General features: G+C 45.0%; 18 protein-coding genes. 8 read left to right on the forward strand and 10 right to left on the reverse strand.

Going from position 1 to position 17,035, the window contains the following annotated elements; translation table 11 throughout:
- Window positions 1-179: 179 nt before the first annotated feature.
- Window positions 180-926: a class I SAM-dependent DNA methyltransferase gene (locus tag IE070_RS00960; protein ID WP_189479529.1), complete on the forward strand. Its 747-nt coding sequence runs from the start codon at window positions 180-182 to the stop codon at window positions 924-926.
- Window positions 927-1,010: 84 nt separating this feature from the next.
- The gene (locus IE070_RS00965) at window positions 1,011-1,499 is read left to right on the forward strand and encodes a fasciclin domain-containing protein (RefSeq protein WP_189479531.1); all 489 of its coding nucleotides are present in this window, start codon (window positions 1,011-1,013) and stop codon (window positions 1,497-1,499) included.
- 73 nt (window positions 1,500-1,572) lie between these two features.
- On the opposite strand, the gene IE070_RS00970 is transcribed toward IE070_RS00965, so the two are convergent.
- The 3 genes from IE070_RS00970 to IE070_RS00980 form a co-directional block, all read right to left on the reverse strand.
- Entirely contained in the window at window positions 1,573-2,481 is a 909-nt protein-coding gene (locus IE070_RS00970) for an AEC family transporter (protein ID WP_229796897.1), read from the reverse strand.
- 45 nt (window positions 2,482-2,526) lie between these two features.
- Window positions 2,527-3,696, reverse strand: a complete 1,170-nt coding sequence (locus IE070_RS00975; protein WP_189479535.1) for an AI-2E family transporter — start codon at window positions 3,694-3,696, stop codon at window positions 2,527-2,529.
- 74 nt (window positions 3,697-3,770) lie between these two features.
- A complete protein-coding gene (locus IE070_RS00980; protein WP_189479537.1) occupies window positions 3,771-4,088 on the reverse strand; it encodes a DMT family transporter in 318 nt (105 codons plus the stop codon).
- Between the two features lie 110 nt (window positions 4,089-4,198).
- On the opposite strand from IE070_RS00980, the gene IE070_RS00985 reads away from it, so the two are divergent.
- The 5 genes from IE070_RS00985 (at window position 4,199) to IE070_RS01005 (ending at window position 10,316) form a co-directional block, all read left to right on the forward strand.
- Window positions 4,199-5,098 carry a LysR family transcriptional regulator gene (locus tag IE070_RS00985; RefSeq protein ID WP_189479538.1) on the forward strand — a complete coding sequence of 300 codons (900 nt, stop codon included), beginning with the start codon at window positions 4,199-4,201 and terminating at the stop codon, window positions 5,096-5,098.
- Window positions 5,099-5,381: 283 nt separating this feature from the next.
- Entirely contained in the window at window positions 5,382-6,155 is a 774-nt protein-coding gene (gene folM, locus IE070_RS00990) for a dihydromonapterin reductase (protein WP_189479540.1), read from the forward strand.
- 301 nt (window positions 6,156-6,456) lie between these two features.
- A complete protein-coding gene (gene katG / locus IE070_RS00995; RefSeq protein ID WP_189479541.1) occupies window positions 6,457-8,718 on the forward strand; it encodes a catalase/peroxidase HPI in 2,262 nt (753 codons plus the stop codon).
- A 196-nt stretch (window positions 8,719-8,914) separates the two neighbouring features.
- Window positions 8,915-9,601, forward strand: a complete 687-nt coding sequence (locus tag IE070_RS01000; RefSeq protein WP_189479543.1) for a helix-turn-helix domain-containing protein — start codon at window positions 8,915-8,917, stop codon at window positions 9,599-9,601.
- An 82-nt stretch (window positions 9,602-9,683) separates the two neighbouring features.
- Window positions 9,684-10,316: an SOUL family heme-binding protein gene (locus IE070_RS01005; protein ID WP_189479545.1), complete on the forward strand. Its 633-nt coding sequence runs from the start codon at window positions 9,684-9,686 to the stop codon at window positions 10,314-10,316.
- A 143-nt stretch (window positions 10,317-10,459) separates the two neighbouring features.
- On the opposite strand, the gene IE070_RS01010 is transcribed toward IE070_RS01005, so the two are convergent.
- The 5 genes from IE070_RS01010 to IE070_RS01030 all read right to left on the reverse strand — a co-directional run bounded on the left by IE070_RS01010 (window position 10,460) and on the right by IE070_RS01030 (window position 14,790).
- Window positions 10,460-11,809, reverse strand: coding sequence for a DEAD/DEAH box helicase (locus tag IE070_RS01010; protein WP_189479547.1), 1,350 nt, complete (start codon window positions 11,807-11,809; stop codon window positions 10,460-10,462).
- Window positions 11,810-11,909: 100 nt separating this feature from the next.
- A complete protein-coding gene (locus IE070_RS01015) occupies window positions 11,910-12,227 on the reverse strand; it encodes a DUF6172 family protein (RefSeq protein WP_189479549.1) in 318 nt (105 codons plus the stop codon).
- A gap of 128 nt (window positions 12,228-12,355) precedes the next feature.
- Window positions 12,356-13,459 carry an FAD:protein FMN transferase gene (locus IE070_RS01020; protein ID WP_189479551.1) on the reverse strand — a complete coding sequence of 368 codons (1,104 nt, stop codon included), beginning with the start codon at window positions 13,457-13,459 and terminating at the stop codon, window positions 12,356-12,358.
- Between the two features lie 281 nt (window positions 13,460-13,740).
- Window positions 13,741-14,310: a GNAT family N-acetyltransferase gene (locus IE070_RS01025; protein ID WP_189479552.1), complete on the reverse strand. Its 570-nt coding sequence runs from the start codon at window positions 14,308-14,310 to the stop codon at window positions 13,741-13,743.
- A gap of 6 nt (window positions 14,311-14,316) precedes the next feature.
- Window positions 14,317-14,790 (reverse strand): SPFH domain-containing protein, encoded by a 474-nt coding sequence (locus tag IE070_RS01030; RefSeq protein WP_189479554.1) that lies wholly within the window; start codon window positions 14,788-14,790, stop codon window positions 14,317-14,319.
- A gap of 254 nt (window positions 14,791-15,044) precedes the next feature.
- Between IE070_RS01030 and IE070_RS01035 the strand changes: the two genes are divergently transcribed.
- Window positions 15,045-15,500, forward strand: coding sequence for a copper chaperone PCu(A)C (locus IE070_RS01035; RefSeq protein ID WP_189479556.1), 456 nt, complete (start codon window positions 15,045-15,047; stop codon window positions 15,498-15,500).
- Between the two features lie 50 nt (window positions 15,501-15,550).
- Here the strand turns inward: IE070_RS01035 and IE070_RS01040 are convergent, their stop codons facing one another.
- Window positions 15,551-16,144 carry a DUF1294 domain-containing protein gene (locus IE070_RS01040; RefSeq protein ID WP_189479558.1) on the reverse strand — a complete coding sequence of 198 codons (594 nt, stop codon included), beginning with the start codon at window positions 16,142-16,144 and terminating at the stop codon, window positions 15,551-15,553.
- 167 nt (window positions 16,145-16,311) lie between these two features.
- Complete coding sequence (locus tag IE070_RS01045) at window positions 16,312-16,968, reverse strand: START domain-containing protein (protein WP_189479560.1); 657 nt, start codon at window positions 16,966-16,968, stop codon at window positions 16,312-16,314.
- Between the last annotated feature and the right edge of the window lie 67 nt (window positions 16,969-17,035).

Below are 17,035 nucleotides of genomic sequence, written 5' to 3' on the forward strand. Positions count from 1 at the left end.
ATATATAAAAAATGATGCTAAAAATTACCTACCGTCAACAATGCAAGATTGTCAAGAATTCAAAACAGTAGCGTTTTAAAAAGAGGTAGTAAACAAAGTATGTGGCGATATTAAGTTATGCTGTTTGCTAAGCACAATCTGCTGTAAAATGCGGCACCGAATTTAACCATTGCCCTATTATGCTTGCCACTAACGCCTTATATACCGATCTCTCAGAGTATTACGATTTAATGTGCTGCGATATCGATTATCTCACGCAGTCTCAAGGCATCCATCGGCTGCATCAACTCTTTGGTAATGGGGGCAAATCGCACTTAGATTTAGCCTGTGGCACGGGTCCGCACATCCAACATTTTTTAGCTGCCGGCTTTGATTGCCTTGGGCTTGATCTTAATTCACCTATGCTGACACGCGCGAAACAGCGCTGCCCAAGCGCAGCGTTTATGTTAGAAAATATGTGTCATTTCGCATTAGATAAACCTGTTGATCTTATTACCTGTTTTTTATACTCCATTCACTACACAGGTAAAATAATGGCGTTAAAACAATGCATTGACAGCGTTTACCGCGCACTTAGCGTTGGCGGTGTATTTTGTTTTAATGCCGTTGATAAAACCAAAATTTGTAATATAAGTCGTGTAAGCCATCGAACTCAACATTTAGAGAGTGTGTTTGAATTTAGCTCTGCTTGGTTTTATCAGGGGCAAGGAGAAGAGCAACGTCTACGCTTATCTATTTGTAAGACGACAGGCGAGCAAAAACAATTTTGGCAAGACGAACACCCTATGGTGGCGATAAGCTTTGATGAATTAGAAGCCCTTTTATCACCCTACTTTGAGGTGCATAAATTAGCCCATGATTACCAACGCATTCAGCCTTGGCAAATGGATGCCGGTAATGCCCTATTTTTGTGTGTTAAACGCTAAGCAAAATTAAATATGATCCTTTCCTGATAGGTGTACGTTAAACAGGCAGACGTTTTTGTCTATTAACATGCAAGAGGATTAGCTATGAAATTAACACATTTAATCAGTGGTTCTTTATTAGTAAGCTCTTTAGTATTTGGTGCTTATGCTCATAACCATAAAGCAAAAGCTGACATCGTTGACACCGCTGTTGCTGCTGGTAGTTTTTCAACGTTAGTTACTGCAGTTCAGGCAGCTGATTTAGTTGACACTTTAAAAGGTCCAGGTCCATTCACAGTATTTGCACCAAATGATGCTGCCTTTGCCAAGATCCCAGCAGCCGATTTAAATGCCTTAGTGGCTAACAAAGCCGCATTAACGAATGTATTAACATACCATGTCGTTGCTGGAAAAGTTATGGCAGCTGATGTGGTGAAATTGACCTCTGCCACCACTGTTCAAGGTGAAAATTTAGCGATTGAAGTAAAAGATGGCAAAGTCTTCGTAAACGGCGCTGAAGTGATTGCGACTGATATCGAAACCAGTAATGGTGTCATTCATGTGATCGATTCTGTTGTAATGCCGAAAAACTAATTACCCCTGCCAACAGATAACAAACAGACGTTTGTTATCTGTTATTTCTACACCACGTCACTAAACTGCACAATTATTCCGCAACCAAAAAGACCCTTGAAATAATAGCCAACCATACCGGCACCATCAAACAGCCTAGCAGCGTCGATTGCGCTATCACTTTTGCTACTTTTTCTTTATCAGCACCATACACGGCAGCTAATACATGGGCCGCTGAGGCGGTTGGCATAGCGGCGAACACCATCAAAACAATCACCGGTCCAGTAGCCAAAGTAAAAAGTATCCCGATAAGCAACATAGTTAGCGGCAAGATCAACAGTTTAATACTGTGTAAAGCCACTTCAAATCGGGATAAAGTAAGCAACGCGCGCCAATTAATGGCGGCACCTATGGATAATAATGCTAAAGGCACGGCGGCAACCGCTAACTTCTCCAGTGCGATCATTATAGGCTCCGGCATACGCCATCCCAAGATTGCACAGCCAATTCCAGCTACACTGGCCAAGAGAAAAGGATTGGTGACAACTTGCTGAACGGTTCGCCACACACTGAGCTGCTGTCCACGGGTAAGCGCCAGTACCGCTAAGATATTGGCTACGGGTACGGCCAAACCAATCGCTATTGACATTAATCCACGATACTCCGCCGGTAAGGCTTGCACAACGACCATGGCAAATGCCGTATTAAAGCGCCAAGCGGTTTGCCACATCCCAGCAAAATCAACAAATTTTTCGGGGCCCCACCAACGCACTAGCCATCCTAAACCGCATGCTAAGCCCATTAATCCCCACACACCGGAGCCCATTATCAACAAATCACTGCCCTTAGGTGGACTCGCTAAGGCACTGATAAAAATCAGAGCGGGAAACAACAGATAGAAATTAAGGCGATCAATACCTTGCCAGCCTACTGGGGGTAACGTGCGTTTCAGGCAGCCGCCACCTAACAACAGTAATAAATCGGGTAACAGCGTAATTAACACCAAACAGCTCTCTTTAAATTAATACCAAAGCAATATTGCCTGAGTTTATTCCTTAGGGTTTAGCGAGGATGGATGTGGAGGCGGCTGCGCCGGACGCTTCATCTGTTCCGAAATAGGTATGATTGTGTTTGGCATAGGGGGATCTGTAGGTGTCAGCAACTCTGGTTTTGTGTTGTCTCGTAACCATTCGCGCCAAATAGCCACCAATAACGCCATCAGCACAGGCCCAACAAACAGCCCAACTAAGCCCATCGTTTTTACCCCACCAATCAAACCAAAAAAAGTGGGTAAAAAAGGCAGCTTTATCGGCCCCCCAACTAGAGTAGGTCGAATGGTTTTATCAACAATAAATAACTCGATACTGCCCCATAAAAATAAGCCCACCCCGGCGGTTACATCACCGGTGCCTACTAAATACAACGAGATTAGTGTAAAGGCTAACGGCGCCCCACCGGGGATCAATGCCATAAAACCCGTAATTACACCAAACGCCACTGGCGAAGGAACCCCCGCAATCCAATAGGCAACCCCTAAAATCACCCCTTCACCAATGGCAATAATGGTCATGCCCATTACTGTAGAGCTCACCGTGGCGGGCACCACGCGCGAAAACCGCTGCCAGCGTTCAGGCAATACCCGCTCACCAATGGTATCAAGCTGCACGGCTAATTTATCGCCATCTTTATACAAGAAAAATAAGGTGATAAGCATAAACAGCAAGCTCAGCAAAACGCCCGCAGTATGCCAACCTAAACTTAACACCGTACGAGAAATACCGGTTAAATGCTCACCACTGACTAAGGTTACCGCATGCCCAAATTGGTGTGGCTCGCTTAAATATTCTTGCCAGAGCCTTGCCAATCCATTACCTATTCCGGGTAATGCAGCCAACCATTCGGGAACCGGAGCACCCACTTGATTAGCCGCAATCAACCATTTCATCCATACTTTCATTTCTTGAATAGCAAACGAAAATACCATGGTTAAAGGCACCACTAAGCACAATACAATCACCAAAATGGCGATACTGGCAGCTAACGTGTGTTTTTGCTGACAGCGCGCTAATAAACGCTGATAAATTGGCCAGCTAGCAAAGCATACGACTAACGCTGCTAACACCGGCACTAAAAAATCAATAAAAAAATAGACACCCGCCGCTAAAATGAGCAGGAGTAAGGCTTTGCTAATTGCGGAATAACTGAAAATTTGTGACATCACAAAACCTACTTCATTAAGAGATCGCAACGTTACCTTTTTATTTGCTACCTGTAAACGGGGCTATCTTATTGTTAGCTGGCTATTTTTAGCACGATCACGCCACCAACGATTAACATGACGCCCACATAACGCAGTAAAGAGCTGGCATCACCAAAAAAACAAATGCCCACCAAAAAGGTTCCAGCAGCCCCAATACCCGTCCAAACCGCGTAAGCCGTTCCTAAAGGAATGGTACGCTGCGCTAAAAATAACAAAGTACCACTTATCGCCATAAAACCAATTGCCATAGCAATACCGGCAATTTTATGTTGACCAGATTGCGCAATCTTTAACCCCACCGGCCAGCCAATTTCGGTTAATCCCGCTAATACTAAGTATATCCAACCCATTTTTCACCTCGATTAATCTGCTTACTGACGAACATCAGCACACTTGACAGTGCAGGAATAATATCAGTTAATTAGATTCATCAAAGTTGGTTACTATCAAAAAAATTCATATGTTAAGTTTAGAGCAACTCAATATGTTTGTTATTGCTGCCGACGAAGGCTCTTTCTCGGCCTGCGCACGGAAAACCGGTAAAGTTCAATCGGCGGTTAGTCATGGCATTAACACCTTAGAAATAGATTTGAATGTAAGTCTTTTTGATCGCTCAACGCGCCATCCCACGCTCACGCCGGCCGGAGAAAGGCTTTATCGGTTAGCCAAGGGGCTACTGATCCAAGCAAAAGAATTAGAGAAAACCGCCCAAGCCATTTCGCAACAGCAAGAGACACGATTAACGCTGGCAGTTGATGATGGCTTATTGCTGCCCGAGGTTTATGATCTGCTTATTAACGTTGAGCAGCGCTTTCCTACGCTAGAAATTGAACTGATTTCACTTACCTCAACCGATATGGCCATCGATGTCGCTCAGGGTGAAATAGATTTAGGCATTATGTTTAGCGAAGTCGAAGCCGCTAAGCAAATCGATTTCTGTTTTATCGGACATGTCGAGTATGTGGCAGTCTGTCACCCCCAGTTTCCGTTGGCAGAGCATCAGGCTATTACCACCACGGCGCTACTTCCTTACCGACAAATTGCCGTACGAGGTCGCAACAAACGTGAATCATCCTTGCTACTGAGTATGGCATCACATACCTGGTGGTGTTCTAGCTACGCTCATGTATTAGCGCTCGTCAATCGCCAAATAGGCTGGGCTTACTTGCCTTATTTCATGGTGCAACCCTTAATTGATAAAGGCCTGCTAGTTAATATGCGGATGGCCTTTGATCACATTACATGGTCAGTACCTGTTGATCTTATTTATGCCAAAGGCGCAAATCAGGGTCCGGTGTTTCGCTTTATAACAACTGCACTAAAACAACTGTATAGCCAGCGCCAGCAACGTTTACCCTAAGTGCAAGCAAACACTAAGGCGGATTGCACAGTAATAACACTTTATTCAGTGAGCTTTTATTAGAAAACTTTTATCAGAAATAACGTTTATAACGTCAACTAGCCCGCGACTTCGCTTTGAACGGGGATTTTCTCAGAATTATGCTATAAAAACTGGAATGGATAACGCAACGTAACACTAGGATATCTCATAACCATATCCCATAAACCACTCTACTCGAAGCCATACTATGATAACGACGCAATCGACTACACCATTCACTACAACAACCACAACAGAGCCCATGTCCCACTCATCGGATCGCACAACGCCACAGACGAAAGAAGTGATTGTTATCACTGGCGGCGGCCAACGCGTTGGCTTGTATTGCGCCTTAGCGTTATTAGCGCAGGGTTATCATGTTGTTGTGAGCTATCGTAAAACCTCCGAAGGTATCACACAGTTGCGGGCTGCCGGTGCACACTGTATCCAAGCCGATTTTACCCAGTTAAACGAGATGGCAAGTTTTGTAGAAGCCCTCGCCGTATACCCCAGCCTGCGGGCGATTGTTCATAACGCCTCGAGTTGGCAGCCTGATCGGCCGTTAGCCTCTGTAGAAGGCCCTATCCTGCAGCAATTAGAGGCAGATGCCGCGGTATTCGATGCCATGCAACATATTCATGCACGAGCACCCTATTTGCTTAATCGGGCATTATTATCACAATTACAGGCCAGTGAACGTGCGGATATTATGCATATCACCGATTTTGTCGCCAGTGTGGGGAGTGGTAAACATCAAGCCTACGCCGCGTCTAAAGCCGCCTTAGAAAACCTCACTTTATCGCTTTCGCGAAAACTGGCGCCCAACATTAAAGTAAACGCGATTGCCCCTGCATTGTTAATGTTTAATGAGGGTGATGATGCCGCCTATCGAGAAAAAGCCTTGGCTAAATCCCTGATGGCGATAGAGCCAGGCCCAGATGAAGTGTTACAAAGCATCTTATACTTATTAAATAGCCGCTATATTACAGGGCGGATCTTGGCGCTTGATGGCGGCAGACATTTACAATTACCCTAACCGCTCTCGGTTGTCGTAGCCAATAATCATGACTGCGGCAACCCATCTTGCTTAGAGCAACGTGGCAAAAATTAATCGCGCTCTAAAGCTATATCGTTTTTATCTATCAACCCAATCTATTTTATTCGCAATAAACTATCAGCAACTTACTATACTATTTTCATTGTTACTTCACTAAGTCGCACTGCTCATGGCAAGTGCGCTTAAAACCCTGTTAGCTCATAACAAACACCGGATGGGTCATGGGTTTTTTAGGTAGCAATCCGTGCTTGTATAAAAAAGGTTTTGAAGGAGACCAACAATGACACAACAACGTTTTAATAAAACGCTCCTCGCTGGCATGATGAGCCTGTTACTGGCCTCAGGTACCAGTTTTGCCAATAACGCACCGGCAGAAATTAGTAAACCACAAGGTGCAATGGGTTCAGGTACTGCCGCTATTGGTGCCGTTAGAACAAACCAGTTTTGGTGGCCTAATCAACTCGATTTATCACCACTGCGTGCCCACGACATTCGCTCAAATCCTTACGGCGAAAACTTTGATTATGGCAAAGCGTTTAGCAGCTTAGATCTGGCCCAAGTCAAACAAGACATCGATAAACTGCTTACCACCTCACAAGATTGGTGGCCGGCAGACTTTGGCAACTATGGCCCATTTTTTATTCGAATGACATGGCACAGTGCTGGAACCTATCGCACCTTAGATGGCCGCGGTGGTGCAGGTGGAGGTCAGCAGCGCTTTGATCCGCTGAACAGCTGGCCAGATAATGCCAATTTAGACAAAGCGCGTCGCTTATTATGGCCAATTAAACAAAAGTACGGTGAATCACTGTCTTGGTCAGATTTAATTGTCTTGGCAGGTAACGTTGCCTTAGAAAATATGGGGTTTCAAACCTATGGCTTTGCCGGTGGTCGTCCAGATGATTGGGAACCGGATCTGGTTTACTGGGGTCCCGAAGTAGAGATGCTGGCAAGCGATCGTGAAGATGCTGACGGTAAGTTACAACGTCCTTTGGGCGCAACCCATATGGGCTTAATTTATGTTAACCCTGAAGGTCCACGCGGCGTGCCGGATCCGGTTGGCTCAGCAAAAAACATTCGGGTGGCGTTTGATCGCATGGCCATGAATGATGAAGAAACAGTTGCTTTGATCGCCGGCGGGCACACTTTTGGTAAAATGCACGGTGCACGCAAACCCGCGGATTGCGTTGGCGCAGAACCCGGTGCTGCAGGTATTGAAGAGCAAGGCTTGGGCTGGAAAAACAGTTGCGGTAAAGGCCACTCAGAAGACACCATTACCAGCGGATTAGAAGGGGCTTGGACACAGGCGCCAACCCGTTGGACAACATTGTATTTAAGTAACTTACTTAACTTTGAATGGCAGCAAACACGTAGCCCAGCCGGTGCAATTCAGTGGATCCCAACGGATGAATCGCTGCACGCTTCGGTACCTGATGCGCATATTAAAGGTAAGTTTAACCCGCCAGTGATGACCACCGCTGACTTGGCGCTGAAATACGATCCTGAATACCGTAAAATTGCTGAGCGTTTTCTGGCAAATCCAGAAGAATACCGTTTAGCCTTCGCCAAAGCTTGGTATAAATTAACCCACCGTGACATGGGACCACCACGCAATTTCTTAGGTGCTGAGGTCCCCAAAGATATCTTAATTTGGCAAGATCCGATTGACGCAAGTACGCAATCAACCATTAATGATCGCGATGTTAAAACGTTAAAAACGCGGATCTTAGACTCTGGTTTAACGGTACCTGAGTTAGTCCGTGTTGCTTGGGGTGCTGCCGCAAGTTACCGTGATTCAGATATGCGTGGTGGTGCAAACGGTGCACGTATAGCCTTGGCACCACAAAAAGATTGGGCAGTAAACAACCCGGCTGAAACAGCCAAGGTGTTAGACGTACTTAAAGGTATTCAAACTGACTTTAACAAGAGCAGAAGAAAAGTATCACTGGCCGATCTTATCGTGTTAGCGGGTACGGCTGCAGTTGAAAAGGCAGCCAAAGATGCCGGTTATACCGTAACTGTACCCTTTACACCCGGCCGTGGTGATGCCACGCAGGAACAAACCGATGTCAACTCGTTTGGCTTGTTAGAATTAACCGCTGACGGTTTCAGAAACTATTTTGATGCTGAAAATAGCTACAAGTCGCCAACGGAAATGTTAGTAGACAAAGCCGATCAGCTTGACTTAACTGTACCCGAAATGACGGTTCTGGTTGGTGGGTTACGTGCACTTGATGCCAACTATCAAGGCAGCAAACACGGGGTATTTACCAGCAAACCTGGGACCTTAAACAACGACTTCTTCGTGAATTTGTTGGATATGTCTACCGTATGGCGTAAATCTGAAACAGATGGACTATACGACGGTTTTGATCGCCAAACGGGCGAGAAAAAATGGTCAGCAACATCAGTTGATTTAGTGTTCGGTTCAAACTCTGAACTGCGCGCCATCGCTGAAGTGTATGCTTTTGATACCTCTAAAAAGAAGTTTGTTGATGACTTCGTCAAAGCATGGACTAAAGTAATGGAACTTGATCGTTAAGTTTTGCTTAGCGATTAAAAGGGCCCTCGGGCCCTTTTTTTTCGTCGAATAAACGCTGTTGCTCCTAACGCGAGCTGGCTAAAAAGGGATTGGCGGTAACTTGGCGGTGCTTTGACGGCGCCATGCGGTTCCAGACGCTTGCAGAAAATCAGCGAGCTTGCTTAACTAAGCTGCCCGTTAATTGCAAAAGTGTATTATGGATATCTCAGCCGATAAATTAAGAAACATGCGACTACGACATAACCTCTCGCAGGAATTACTCGCCAAACAATCAGGACTGAGTCTTCGCACTATTCAGCGCTTAGAACGCGAAGGTGGTGGCTCCAGTGAAACATTGCACGCTTTGTGTGCCACCTTCAATATTGACGCCGAACAATTACAACAGCAAAAAGCACCACTTTATAGTCGTTGGCATCGCGCTACTGTTATTAGCAAAATATTCCTTTTTATGCTGTTGTTTGCCGGTGTACTGAGCTTAATGAGGCTGGCTACCGTTGATATTAGTATTTATATTGATGTGATCGCACTATTCATTCTAATCGGCTATCTTAGCCTTTCAACACTGCTCTGCTTTGGTTTACAGGGTATAAAAAGTGCACTGAGTGGTATAAGGTTTTTAGCGAGCTCAACGCTTTATGCCCAAGGCTCAATTGCGTATTTACACTCCCTTTATGGCTATATCTATTTTAACTGTTACATAGCCGCAGCACTGGGTAGCGGCATAGGATTGATAAGTTTATTAGAGATGCTGGCAACAACAGGCAATCACCTCCAATTTTTTGCCGGGCTGCAAGTGTTGGCTATTTTATGGGTTTATGCGGCTATTGTTGCTGAATGTGTTATCAGACCTTTGCGCTATAAATTAACGCTGGCGGCATTATAAAGGGGAGCGTGTTTATTTAAGTGCGCTTTAAAGTAGCCTGGCACGTATAACGGTTTACACCACTTAAATAGAGGAGAAATACGTGAAAATTTTAGGCACTACCCTGATGGCACTGTTTTTGGCTGGCTGCTCCATTGTCGGCCACAGTGAAGTTGAAACGGCTCCCTATACCTTGCTAAAAGCCGACGAGAAACAAAAGATTGAGGTGCGACGCTACGATAATATGATACTCGTGTCGACCAGTATGGCAGAAGGTCGCAATACCGCCTTTCGTAAACTATTTCGCTACATCAGCGGTGACAATACTCTCGCCACCCCTATTGCTATGACCGCGCCGGTATTTATGGACAACAATACCGCAGCAAGTGCGCCTAAAGGCACCGAAATTGCGATGACTGCGCCCGTTTTTATGAATAACAGTGAAGCGGATACGCTGATGTCATTTGTTATGCCAAAAACCTTTACGCTCGACACCACGCCCAAACCCAATGATCCTAGCGTTAACGTCAGCGAAGTTAATGATTACACGGTTGCCGCAATCCAATTTAGCGGTACCTTAAGCAAAAGCAATGTGGCTAAGTATACCAAGCAGCTTGAAACATGGATGGCGGCTAATGGCTATACGGCTGCCAGCGCGCCCATTGAAGCGGGCTATAATGGTCCGCTTACACTTCCTATGCTACGCCGAAATGAAATTTTAATTTCATTGCAATAATTTTTGATTTTTTGATTTTTTGATTTTTTGAAATGCTATCGTGATGTCGTTGCACGACCATCTACTATTAGGCTGCAGTGATGCTGCAGCCTGTTATCGATGTACCGCGTTTATGGCACGGCAATGATCAAACGCGGTTACGCTTAACGTTGACGTGGTGCCTTGCCAGCTTTTGATGTGGCAGGCTTTTTTGGAGCACTGCTTGGTTTAGACATTGCGCCGGACGTTGGCGCAGATCTAGGCTTGGCTTTCGGTTTTGCCTTAGCACCCGCTTCTAATTCTATTGTTGTCTCTGAAGCTTTGTTAGACCGACCGGTAAGCACTTTGCGCGATATCGTCTTTAATAACGACCCCCGGTTACTAACTTCAAAACCTGGCTTAACGACCCGTTTGATGCTGCTGCCAATCAACTTTTGGATCCGCTCTAAGCTTTGCTCTTCTTCGCGGCTAACAAACGAAATAGCCTGACCTGACGCGCCAGCACGCCCGGTACGGCCAATACGATGCACATAATCTTCAGGCAAATACGGTAAGTTGAAGTTAACAACATGGTCTAACCCTTGAATATCTAAGCCACGGGCGGCCACTTCAGTCGCAATTAACACCTGTAATTTTGCTGATTTAAAATCAGCAATTGCCCGACGGCGCGTACCTTGGCTCTTATCGCCATGACAAACCGCCGCATTGATTTTCGATTTTTGTAAATCGGCTAACAAGCGATCGGCTTGCTCTTTAGTACTGGTAAACACCAACACCTGAAACCAGTTTTGCTCAGCCAACAATTGCTCAAATAATTCAATTTTACGGCTTTCTTCTACGGGATATACCACATGTTCAACGGTATCCGCTGTACTGTTGGTTTTTGCTACTCGAATTTGCTGATGATTTTTTAGAATCTTATGCGATAACTCATTCACAGCCGGTGACGTAGTAGCCGAGAACAGCATAGTTTGACGTGAATCCGCGGTCATTTGCAGTAACTTTAACACATCGGTGCTAAAGCCCATGTCGAGCATACGATCGGCTTCATCCAGCACCACAAACTCGACGTCACTTAAAATCACATTACCCAATGCCATATGCTCTAGCAAACGGCCAGGTGTACTGATCACTAAATCAACACCAGCAATAAGCTTATTGGCCTGGCCACCCATTTTTACCCCACCATATAGCGCGGTAACACTGATCGGCAAAAACTGTGCATAAGCCGTTATCGCATTAGCAATTTGTTCGGCTAACTCGCGGGTAGGTGTAAGAATTAACGCTCTGGGGCGACGTTCGGTGGTGGCTTTAGGTTTGTCCAGCATCCGCTGTAAAACCGGAATAGCGAAAGCGGCTGTTTTACCCGTGCCTGTTTGCGCGGTAACTTGTAAATCTTTGCCGCGACGAGCCGGAACAATCGCTTGCGCCTGTACCGGTGTCATCTCATGGTAATTGCATGCCAGCAGCGCGCGTTGTAAATCGGGAGCTAAATCTAATGATGAAAATTGCATAACGGTTCCTCTGCAATGTAACGGTAACCTGAGGACCTCGCGATGCACAAAGCTGGCAAAACGTTAAATCCTAATATGTTGCTGTGTTTAACGCTAAGTGCTACTCAGCACTCTCAAGATCAAAATCAAGAGCAGTACGTGGTTTAAACTTAGATGCCTTGGCCAGGATCTCCAGATAAAACTGCGGATATTCCTGTGCTACAGCAGCATCAATATGTTTATTAATTTCCGAGTTAAAAATGTTAACTGCAGTTTCTTCAGATGCACCAAACCGACAATCAAATGCCCAGTAATCTTGCCCTGCCGGCAAGGCTTTGCCGCGCTCGCGTCTTAAATATTTTTTAATATCATGCTTAATCGAATCCACTAAGCGCGCGGTATTCAATTTTGGGTGGGTTAACGTGAATGTTTTTTTCATTAAAATTCCTACAAAAATGTACACAGCGCCAAGTACGCACGCTTATCGCGGCGTATTCTACATGGTTATCGCGCAGATAACTGCCACTATCTGCTTTTTGCCGACAATATCTGTATGAAATACCCAAATTAGGGTACTGCTTGTAAGACAACACCAGAATGCTGTTGCAAGGCATGGCTTTGCGTTTCAGTAAAGCGTACTGATTGTATTGCGCCTTCTGCGTTAGCGTTCTCACGACGAGCATCAAACTGTTGTATATTGGCTTGTGTATTGTTCTGAGCAACGGCCTGATCAATAAAGAGCACCGATAAGCCATGCTTATTGGCTACCTCTAACCCAGCCGCCGTGCCTAAGCACAATAACGCGGTTGACCAGGCATCTGCCTCGGTTAAATCGTCATGCAATAAAGTCACCGATACCGTATTGTGGGTCACGGGTGCCATGCTCCGTGCATCTAAAATATGGCTATAACGGGTGCCCGCGTTGTCATAATAATGCCGGTAGGTGCCTGAGGTCATAATAGCGATAGGATCGGTTTGCGTAACCTGAACAATTTTTTGTAATTGCTGCGCGCCGGGCAAGGGACGCTCTATTGCTACTCGCCATTTACTGCCATCAGGCTTGTGGCCACGCGTTTGTAATTCGCCCCCAATTTCGATTAAATAATGTTGAATGCCAAACTGTTCAGCGATGGCCGTTAAGCGTTGCACCGAATACCCCTGCGCTATGGATGATAGGTCAATACTCAGTTGCGGGTGCTGCTTTTGTAACGACTCAGGGCTAACGATCTGAACTTTTGCCAGTCCAAGCTGTGGACTAAGTTGCGCCAAGGTCTCATGGCTAGGGATCTGTAAAGCTTTATCGCGAAACCCCCAGGCAGCAAATAGTGGGCTGATCGTCAAATCATAACAGCCCGCACTTGCTTCGTTGATCTGCTTTGCAATATGCACTAACTCCACAATTTCGGTACCAACTGCAACGGGCTCCGTACTTGTGGTCCGATTAAACCCTTCTATAATCGAATCGTTACGATAATTCGACATCAGCTTATCTAACCGCGCCAACTCAGTACTAATAGCCAATTCTACTGGCTGTTGTGCAATCTCAGTGTCGCTCCAATAGGTTATGCTGTAGGTTGTACCTTGCGCCGCACCTGAAAACTTATGCAATTGCGGCACTCGCTCGCAACCGGTAAGACTTAAGGCTAATAAAATAATGAAATATTTTTTCATATGTCACTCGTAGTTACCTTAAATGCCAAGAATTCACCAAAAACGCGATCGAATATTCTTTCAGCCTAGAGCACGCTTAATATTTAATTTATAAAAATCAATGCATTAAACTTAAAAACCCTTTATGGTGGCTACAAGACTAGAGCGAAAATTTGCACAATGGTTACTGGGTGAAGCTGTCAATCGACGTGGTCATACAGTAACAGCGTTGTACGGAGCAGCTATTATGGAACAAGCCGTTCGGCAACTCACACAAGTATAAACACGCTCTCGACAAAATATTATGTCAACGACGTATTGAAAAGTTCATTCACCATAACTTGATATAAAACAGCATCAACATCACCAATGGCATCCTGATGTATAAAACGCTTAATAAAGCGCATTCCAAGCTTTTGCATCACACCAATAGAACCTGCATTTTCTGGCATAGCAATCGCTGACAAGGTAAGCACTTCTGGCTGATTGGTTAAGACTGCTTTGGCAATTCTCAACGCTGCCTCGCTTGCAAACCCTCGCTCCCAAAACGCTCGCTTAAAGCGCCAGCCTATTTCAACATCTTGCTCACTTGGATTAGCGGTATTAAAACCCATCGGTCGGATCAATACCCATCCTAAAAACACATTATCGGCTTGCCTTCGCACTTGCCAAATACCGAAACCTTTCACGGGATCACGGTACTTAGCCATTCGAGGCAGCATAACTTGCTCAATGGTTTGTCTATTGGTGCAGGTACCGCCATTGATAAAACGCATGACCGTTTCATCTTGATCAACCTCAAACAATAAATCAGCATCTTGCAAAGACATCAGCCTAAAATACAGCCGTGAACTTGATGGAATCGTTAGCATATTCAATTACTGCTTTTTTACGTTACCGGCTTCTAAAATGGGTAAACCCGCTTCTGTTGGAATATAAATTCTCTCGCCAGTACCCTCTTGTAAGCCCTTTATCCAAATATACTGCAGATACTCCGAATTCCCTTTTAATGATTCACCGATAATTTTGTTCGCTTCTGCTGCCGCTTTGGCGCGTTCAATATCGGCTAAGCCTTCTGCTTTCGCTTTTACCAGCGCGGCTTTACCCTCCGCTTCGGCTAACGTAACGCGGGCGTTTGCTTGCATTAACGACGCGGTTTCCCGAGCGCGCGCTTCCTCAATTAAAATTTGCTTGCTCCACTCCGCTTCTTTTAGCGCTGCTCGGCCACTCATTTCCATGCGATATAAGTTGTATTTTGGCCATGCCCAAAGCGACATAACAATTAAAGCGATAATGGCGAAAAACAAAAACATCAACGAACCTAAGGCGAGGACTTGCCTGTTTTGATACATTTTACTCTCCCTGCATACATAACAAAATGTGACATAAAACGACGATTTTTTTCTGCTGCACATTACACAATTAAACAAGAAAAAATAGCAATTAAAATTTGCTTGACGACAGTATTGCTTACTAAGGCGCGACGGGAATTCAGGCTATTAAAATCAATTGCGACATAATGTCGCTGTTGTTATAGAAAGACTTGTCATTACCTCTTTTTATCACTACTTTACTCTTAAGCTTTTAATCAAAAATAGGACATTCCATGCGATCATTATTGCTGTCATTCTCTCTTCTAATCACACTGATAGTCACACTGAGCTGCGTCATACTAAGTACGGCAATTGCTGCCGAGCTGCAACTTAAACAAGGCGAAGTGAGAGTGCCAATGCCAGGTCGCACTGTCACCGCGGGTTACTTTACGCTGGAAAATACTACGGCCGCTACCGTAGAGCTGGTAAAAGCCAGTAGCCCAGCATTTGCCAAAGTAGAACTGCATCAACATATTAAACAAGACGATGTCATGCGCATGGTCGAGGTTGAAGCAATAAGCATAGAACCGGGCGCAACGTTAGTCTTTCAGCCTGGCGGTTTACATTTGATGCTTTTTGAACCTCAAGTGGCTTTAACCGTGGGTGAAACGGTCAGCGTAACGCTACATTTTGCCGACAACAGTACTAAAGTGCTTGAGCTCCCGCTCACCGCAATGCCGCGGCGTTAACCCTTATTATTTGTGGGATTTTTGCTATCTATAATGACGGGCTTCGCTACTCAACTTAGCGAGATAAAATCTCGCGAGTAAAAATACAGCAGCAAGGCCACATTCAATAGCACGGTAGACCAAAATTGCCACAAAAATGATCTTTTTTGAGATTTATGTCGCAAATAATGCTGCGCCAGCAAAGCGCCTGGCCAGCCACCAATAAGTGAACAAAATTGTAAGGTTGATTCCGGTGTTCGCCAGTTGCCTGTTTGAGCCTTACGTTTATCAAACCAATAAACCACGAAGGTAACAACACTCAGCAACAAATAAGCCAATAAAACAAAAACTGGCATCCGTTGTGTTACAACCGCCATCAGCAAACCAGCTAAAAAAATGAGCAGCAAAGCGATTGGCCAAAAACCTCCTTTTTTTGCGGCTTTAACACGAAGTGTCTCCCCAGCAAACGTCACGCTATCTGCCTGCGAACGCCCACTTTTGTCCTGAGTAACTGAATAGGTTACAACATCTCCGATCATCGGGCGGCGTTGTCTATTTTGCAGCGTTTTTATATGCAGAAATACCCGATCGCCGTTTAGCATTGGCTGAATAAAACCAAAGCCTTTTACATCATCCCACTGCGTGATCTTTCCTTTTAAGCGCATTTATAATCCCTGATTTTATTGTTCTTGTTTTTGTTCTTGTTTTTGTTCTTGTTCTTGTTTTTACATTTCTCAACACGCGTCATAGCCAACGTCACAAAATATAAAAAATGACGCATGGTAATAGGGTCAAGCAATTAACCCAACCCCTCTCTTCATTTACTTATCATTTACTTAGCTGGCTTTATCACCAACTCAACTAAATTGGGGTAAAGTCGCTGATAGTCTACTAGCACAGTAGCTAGCTTTTCAAATGTCTGAAACGTTGATTTTAACGCAACATTATTGGTTAAAAACTGTGGTAAGCGACCCGAAGGATCAGCTTGCCCCTCATACTCAATGTGTACTTGCCCCGCTGAAAGAGGAGTAAGTGTCCACACACCAACAACGCGCTGCATTCTGATATAGCCCGCTTTTACTGGAAATTGTTGTCCCATATCGCTCACGGTTAGGGTTACCACCCCAGTTTCTGGGTGCTGCGACCACACTGAATGGGTAATCATATCCCGTGGTGATACTGGCCACACTGCCTTAAACTGCGTATGAACAATGTGTGTGTAGGGATCTGGTTGAGCCAAAATTACAGCACGTTCACTGTTTACTAACCAATTTTGGATGTTAGCGGTGTCTTCAAGCAAATGCAAAAAAGCGCCTAGGCTTGAGTAGACCGTTGTGCTGGCGTTTATCTGTAACAACTCATTGGCATTTTTACGGTATTCAACGCGGACAGTAGGCTGCTCTTGATATAGCTGCCAGCCCTCCTCCGCTGCAACACAGCAGCTAAAAGAAAAAAGTAAAAATAAGAAGATGCCGCATACAGTACGCATAAAATCCTTAATATCAAGCGATAAAACTGATTACTTTACGCCAAGCGAACGGAACAAAGTGTCGGCA

It is taken from the genome of Alishewanella tabrizica, assembly GCF_014652375.1.
GTDB lineage: Bacteria > Pseudomonadota > Gammaproteobacteria > Enterobacterales > Alteromonadaceae > Alishewanella > Alishewanella tabrizica.

Bases quoted from the DNA above. Each gene is read 5' to 3' on its own strand.
- IE070_RS00985 (WP_189479538.1), top strand. From the start codon at position 4,199: ATGTTAAGTTTAGAGCAACTCAATATGTTTGTTATTGCTGCCGACGAA.
- IE070_RS01015 (WP_189479549.1), bottom strand. From the start codon at position 12,227: ATGAAAAAAACATTCACGTTAACCCACCCAAAATTGAATACCGCGCGC.
- katG (WP_189479541.1), top strand. From the start codon at position 6,457: ATGACACAACAACGTTTTAATAAAACGCTCCTCGCTGGCATGATGAGC.
- IE070_RS01035 (WP_189479556.1), top strand. From the start codon at position 15,045: ATGCGATCATTATTGCTGTCATTCTCTCTTCTAATCACACTGATAGTC.
- IE070_RS00975 (WP_189479535.1), bottom strand. From the start codon at position 3,696: ATGTCACAAATTTTCAGTTATTCCGCAATTAGCAAAGCCTTACTCCTG.
- IE070_RS01025 (WP_189479552.1), bottom strand. From the start codon at position 14,310: ATGCTAACGATTCCATCAAGTTCACGGCTGTATTTTAGGCTGATGTCT.
- folM (WP_189479540.1), top strand. From the start codon at position 5,382: ATGTCCCACTCATCGGATCGCACAACGCCACAGACGAAAGAAGTGATT.
- IE070_RS00960 (WP_189479529.1), top strand. From the start codon at position 180: ATGCTTGCCACTAACGCCTTATATACCGATCTCTCAGAGTATTACGAT.
- IE070_RS01040 (WP_189479558.1), bottom strand. From the start codon at position 16,144: ATGCGCTTAAAAGGAAAGATCACGCAGTGGGATGATGTAAAAGGCTTT.
- IE070_RS00980 (WP_189479537.1), bottom strand. From the start codon at position 4,088: ATGGGTTGGATATACTTAGTATTAGCGGGATTAACCGAAATTGGCTGG.
- IE070_RS01010 (WP_189479547.1), bottom strand. From the start codon at position 11,809: ATGCAATTTTCATCATTAGATTTAGCTCCCGATTTACAACGCGCGCTG.
- IE070_RS01030 (WP_189479554.1), bottom strand. From the start codon at position 14,790: ATGTATCAAAACAGGCAAGTCCTCGCCTTAGGTTCGTTGATGTTTTTG.
- IE070_RS00965 (WP_189479531.1), top strand. From the start codon at position 1,011: ATGAAATTAACACATTTAATCAGTGGTTCTTTATTAGTAAGCTCTTTA.
- IE070_RS01000 (WP_189479543.1), top strand. From the start codon at position 8,915: ATGGATATCTCAGCCGATAAATTAAGAAACATGCGACTACGACATAAC.
- IE070_RS01020 (WP_189479551.1), bottom strand. From the start codon at position 13,459: ATGAAAAAATATTTCATTATTTTATTAGCCTTAAGTCTTACCGGTTGC.
- IE070_RS01045 (WP_189479560.1), bottom strand. From the start codon at position 16,968: ATGCGTACTGTATGCGGCATCTTCTTATTTTTACTTTTTTCTTTTAGC.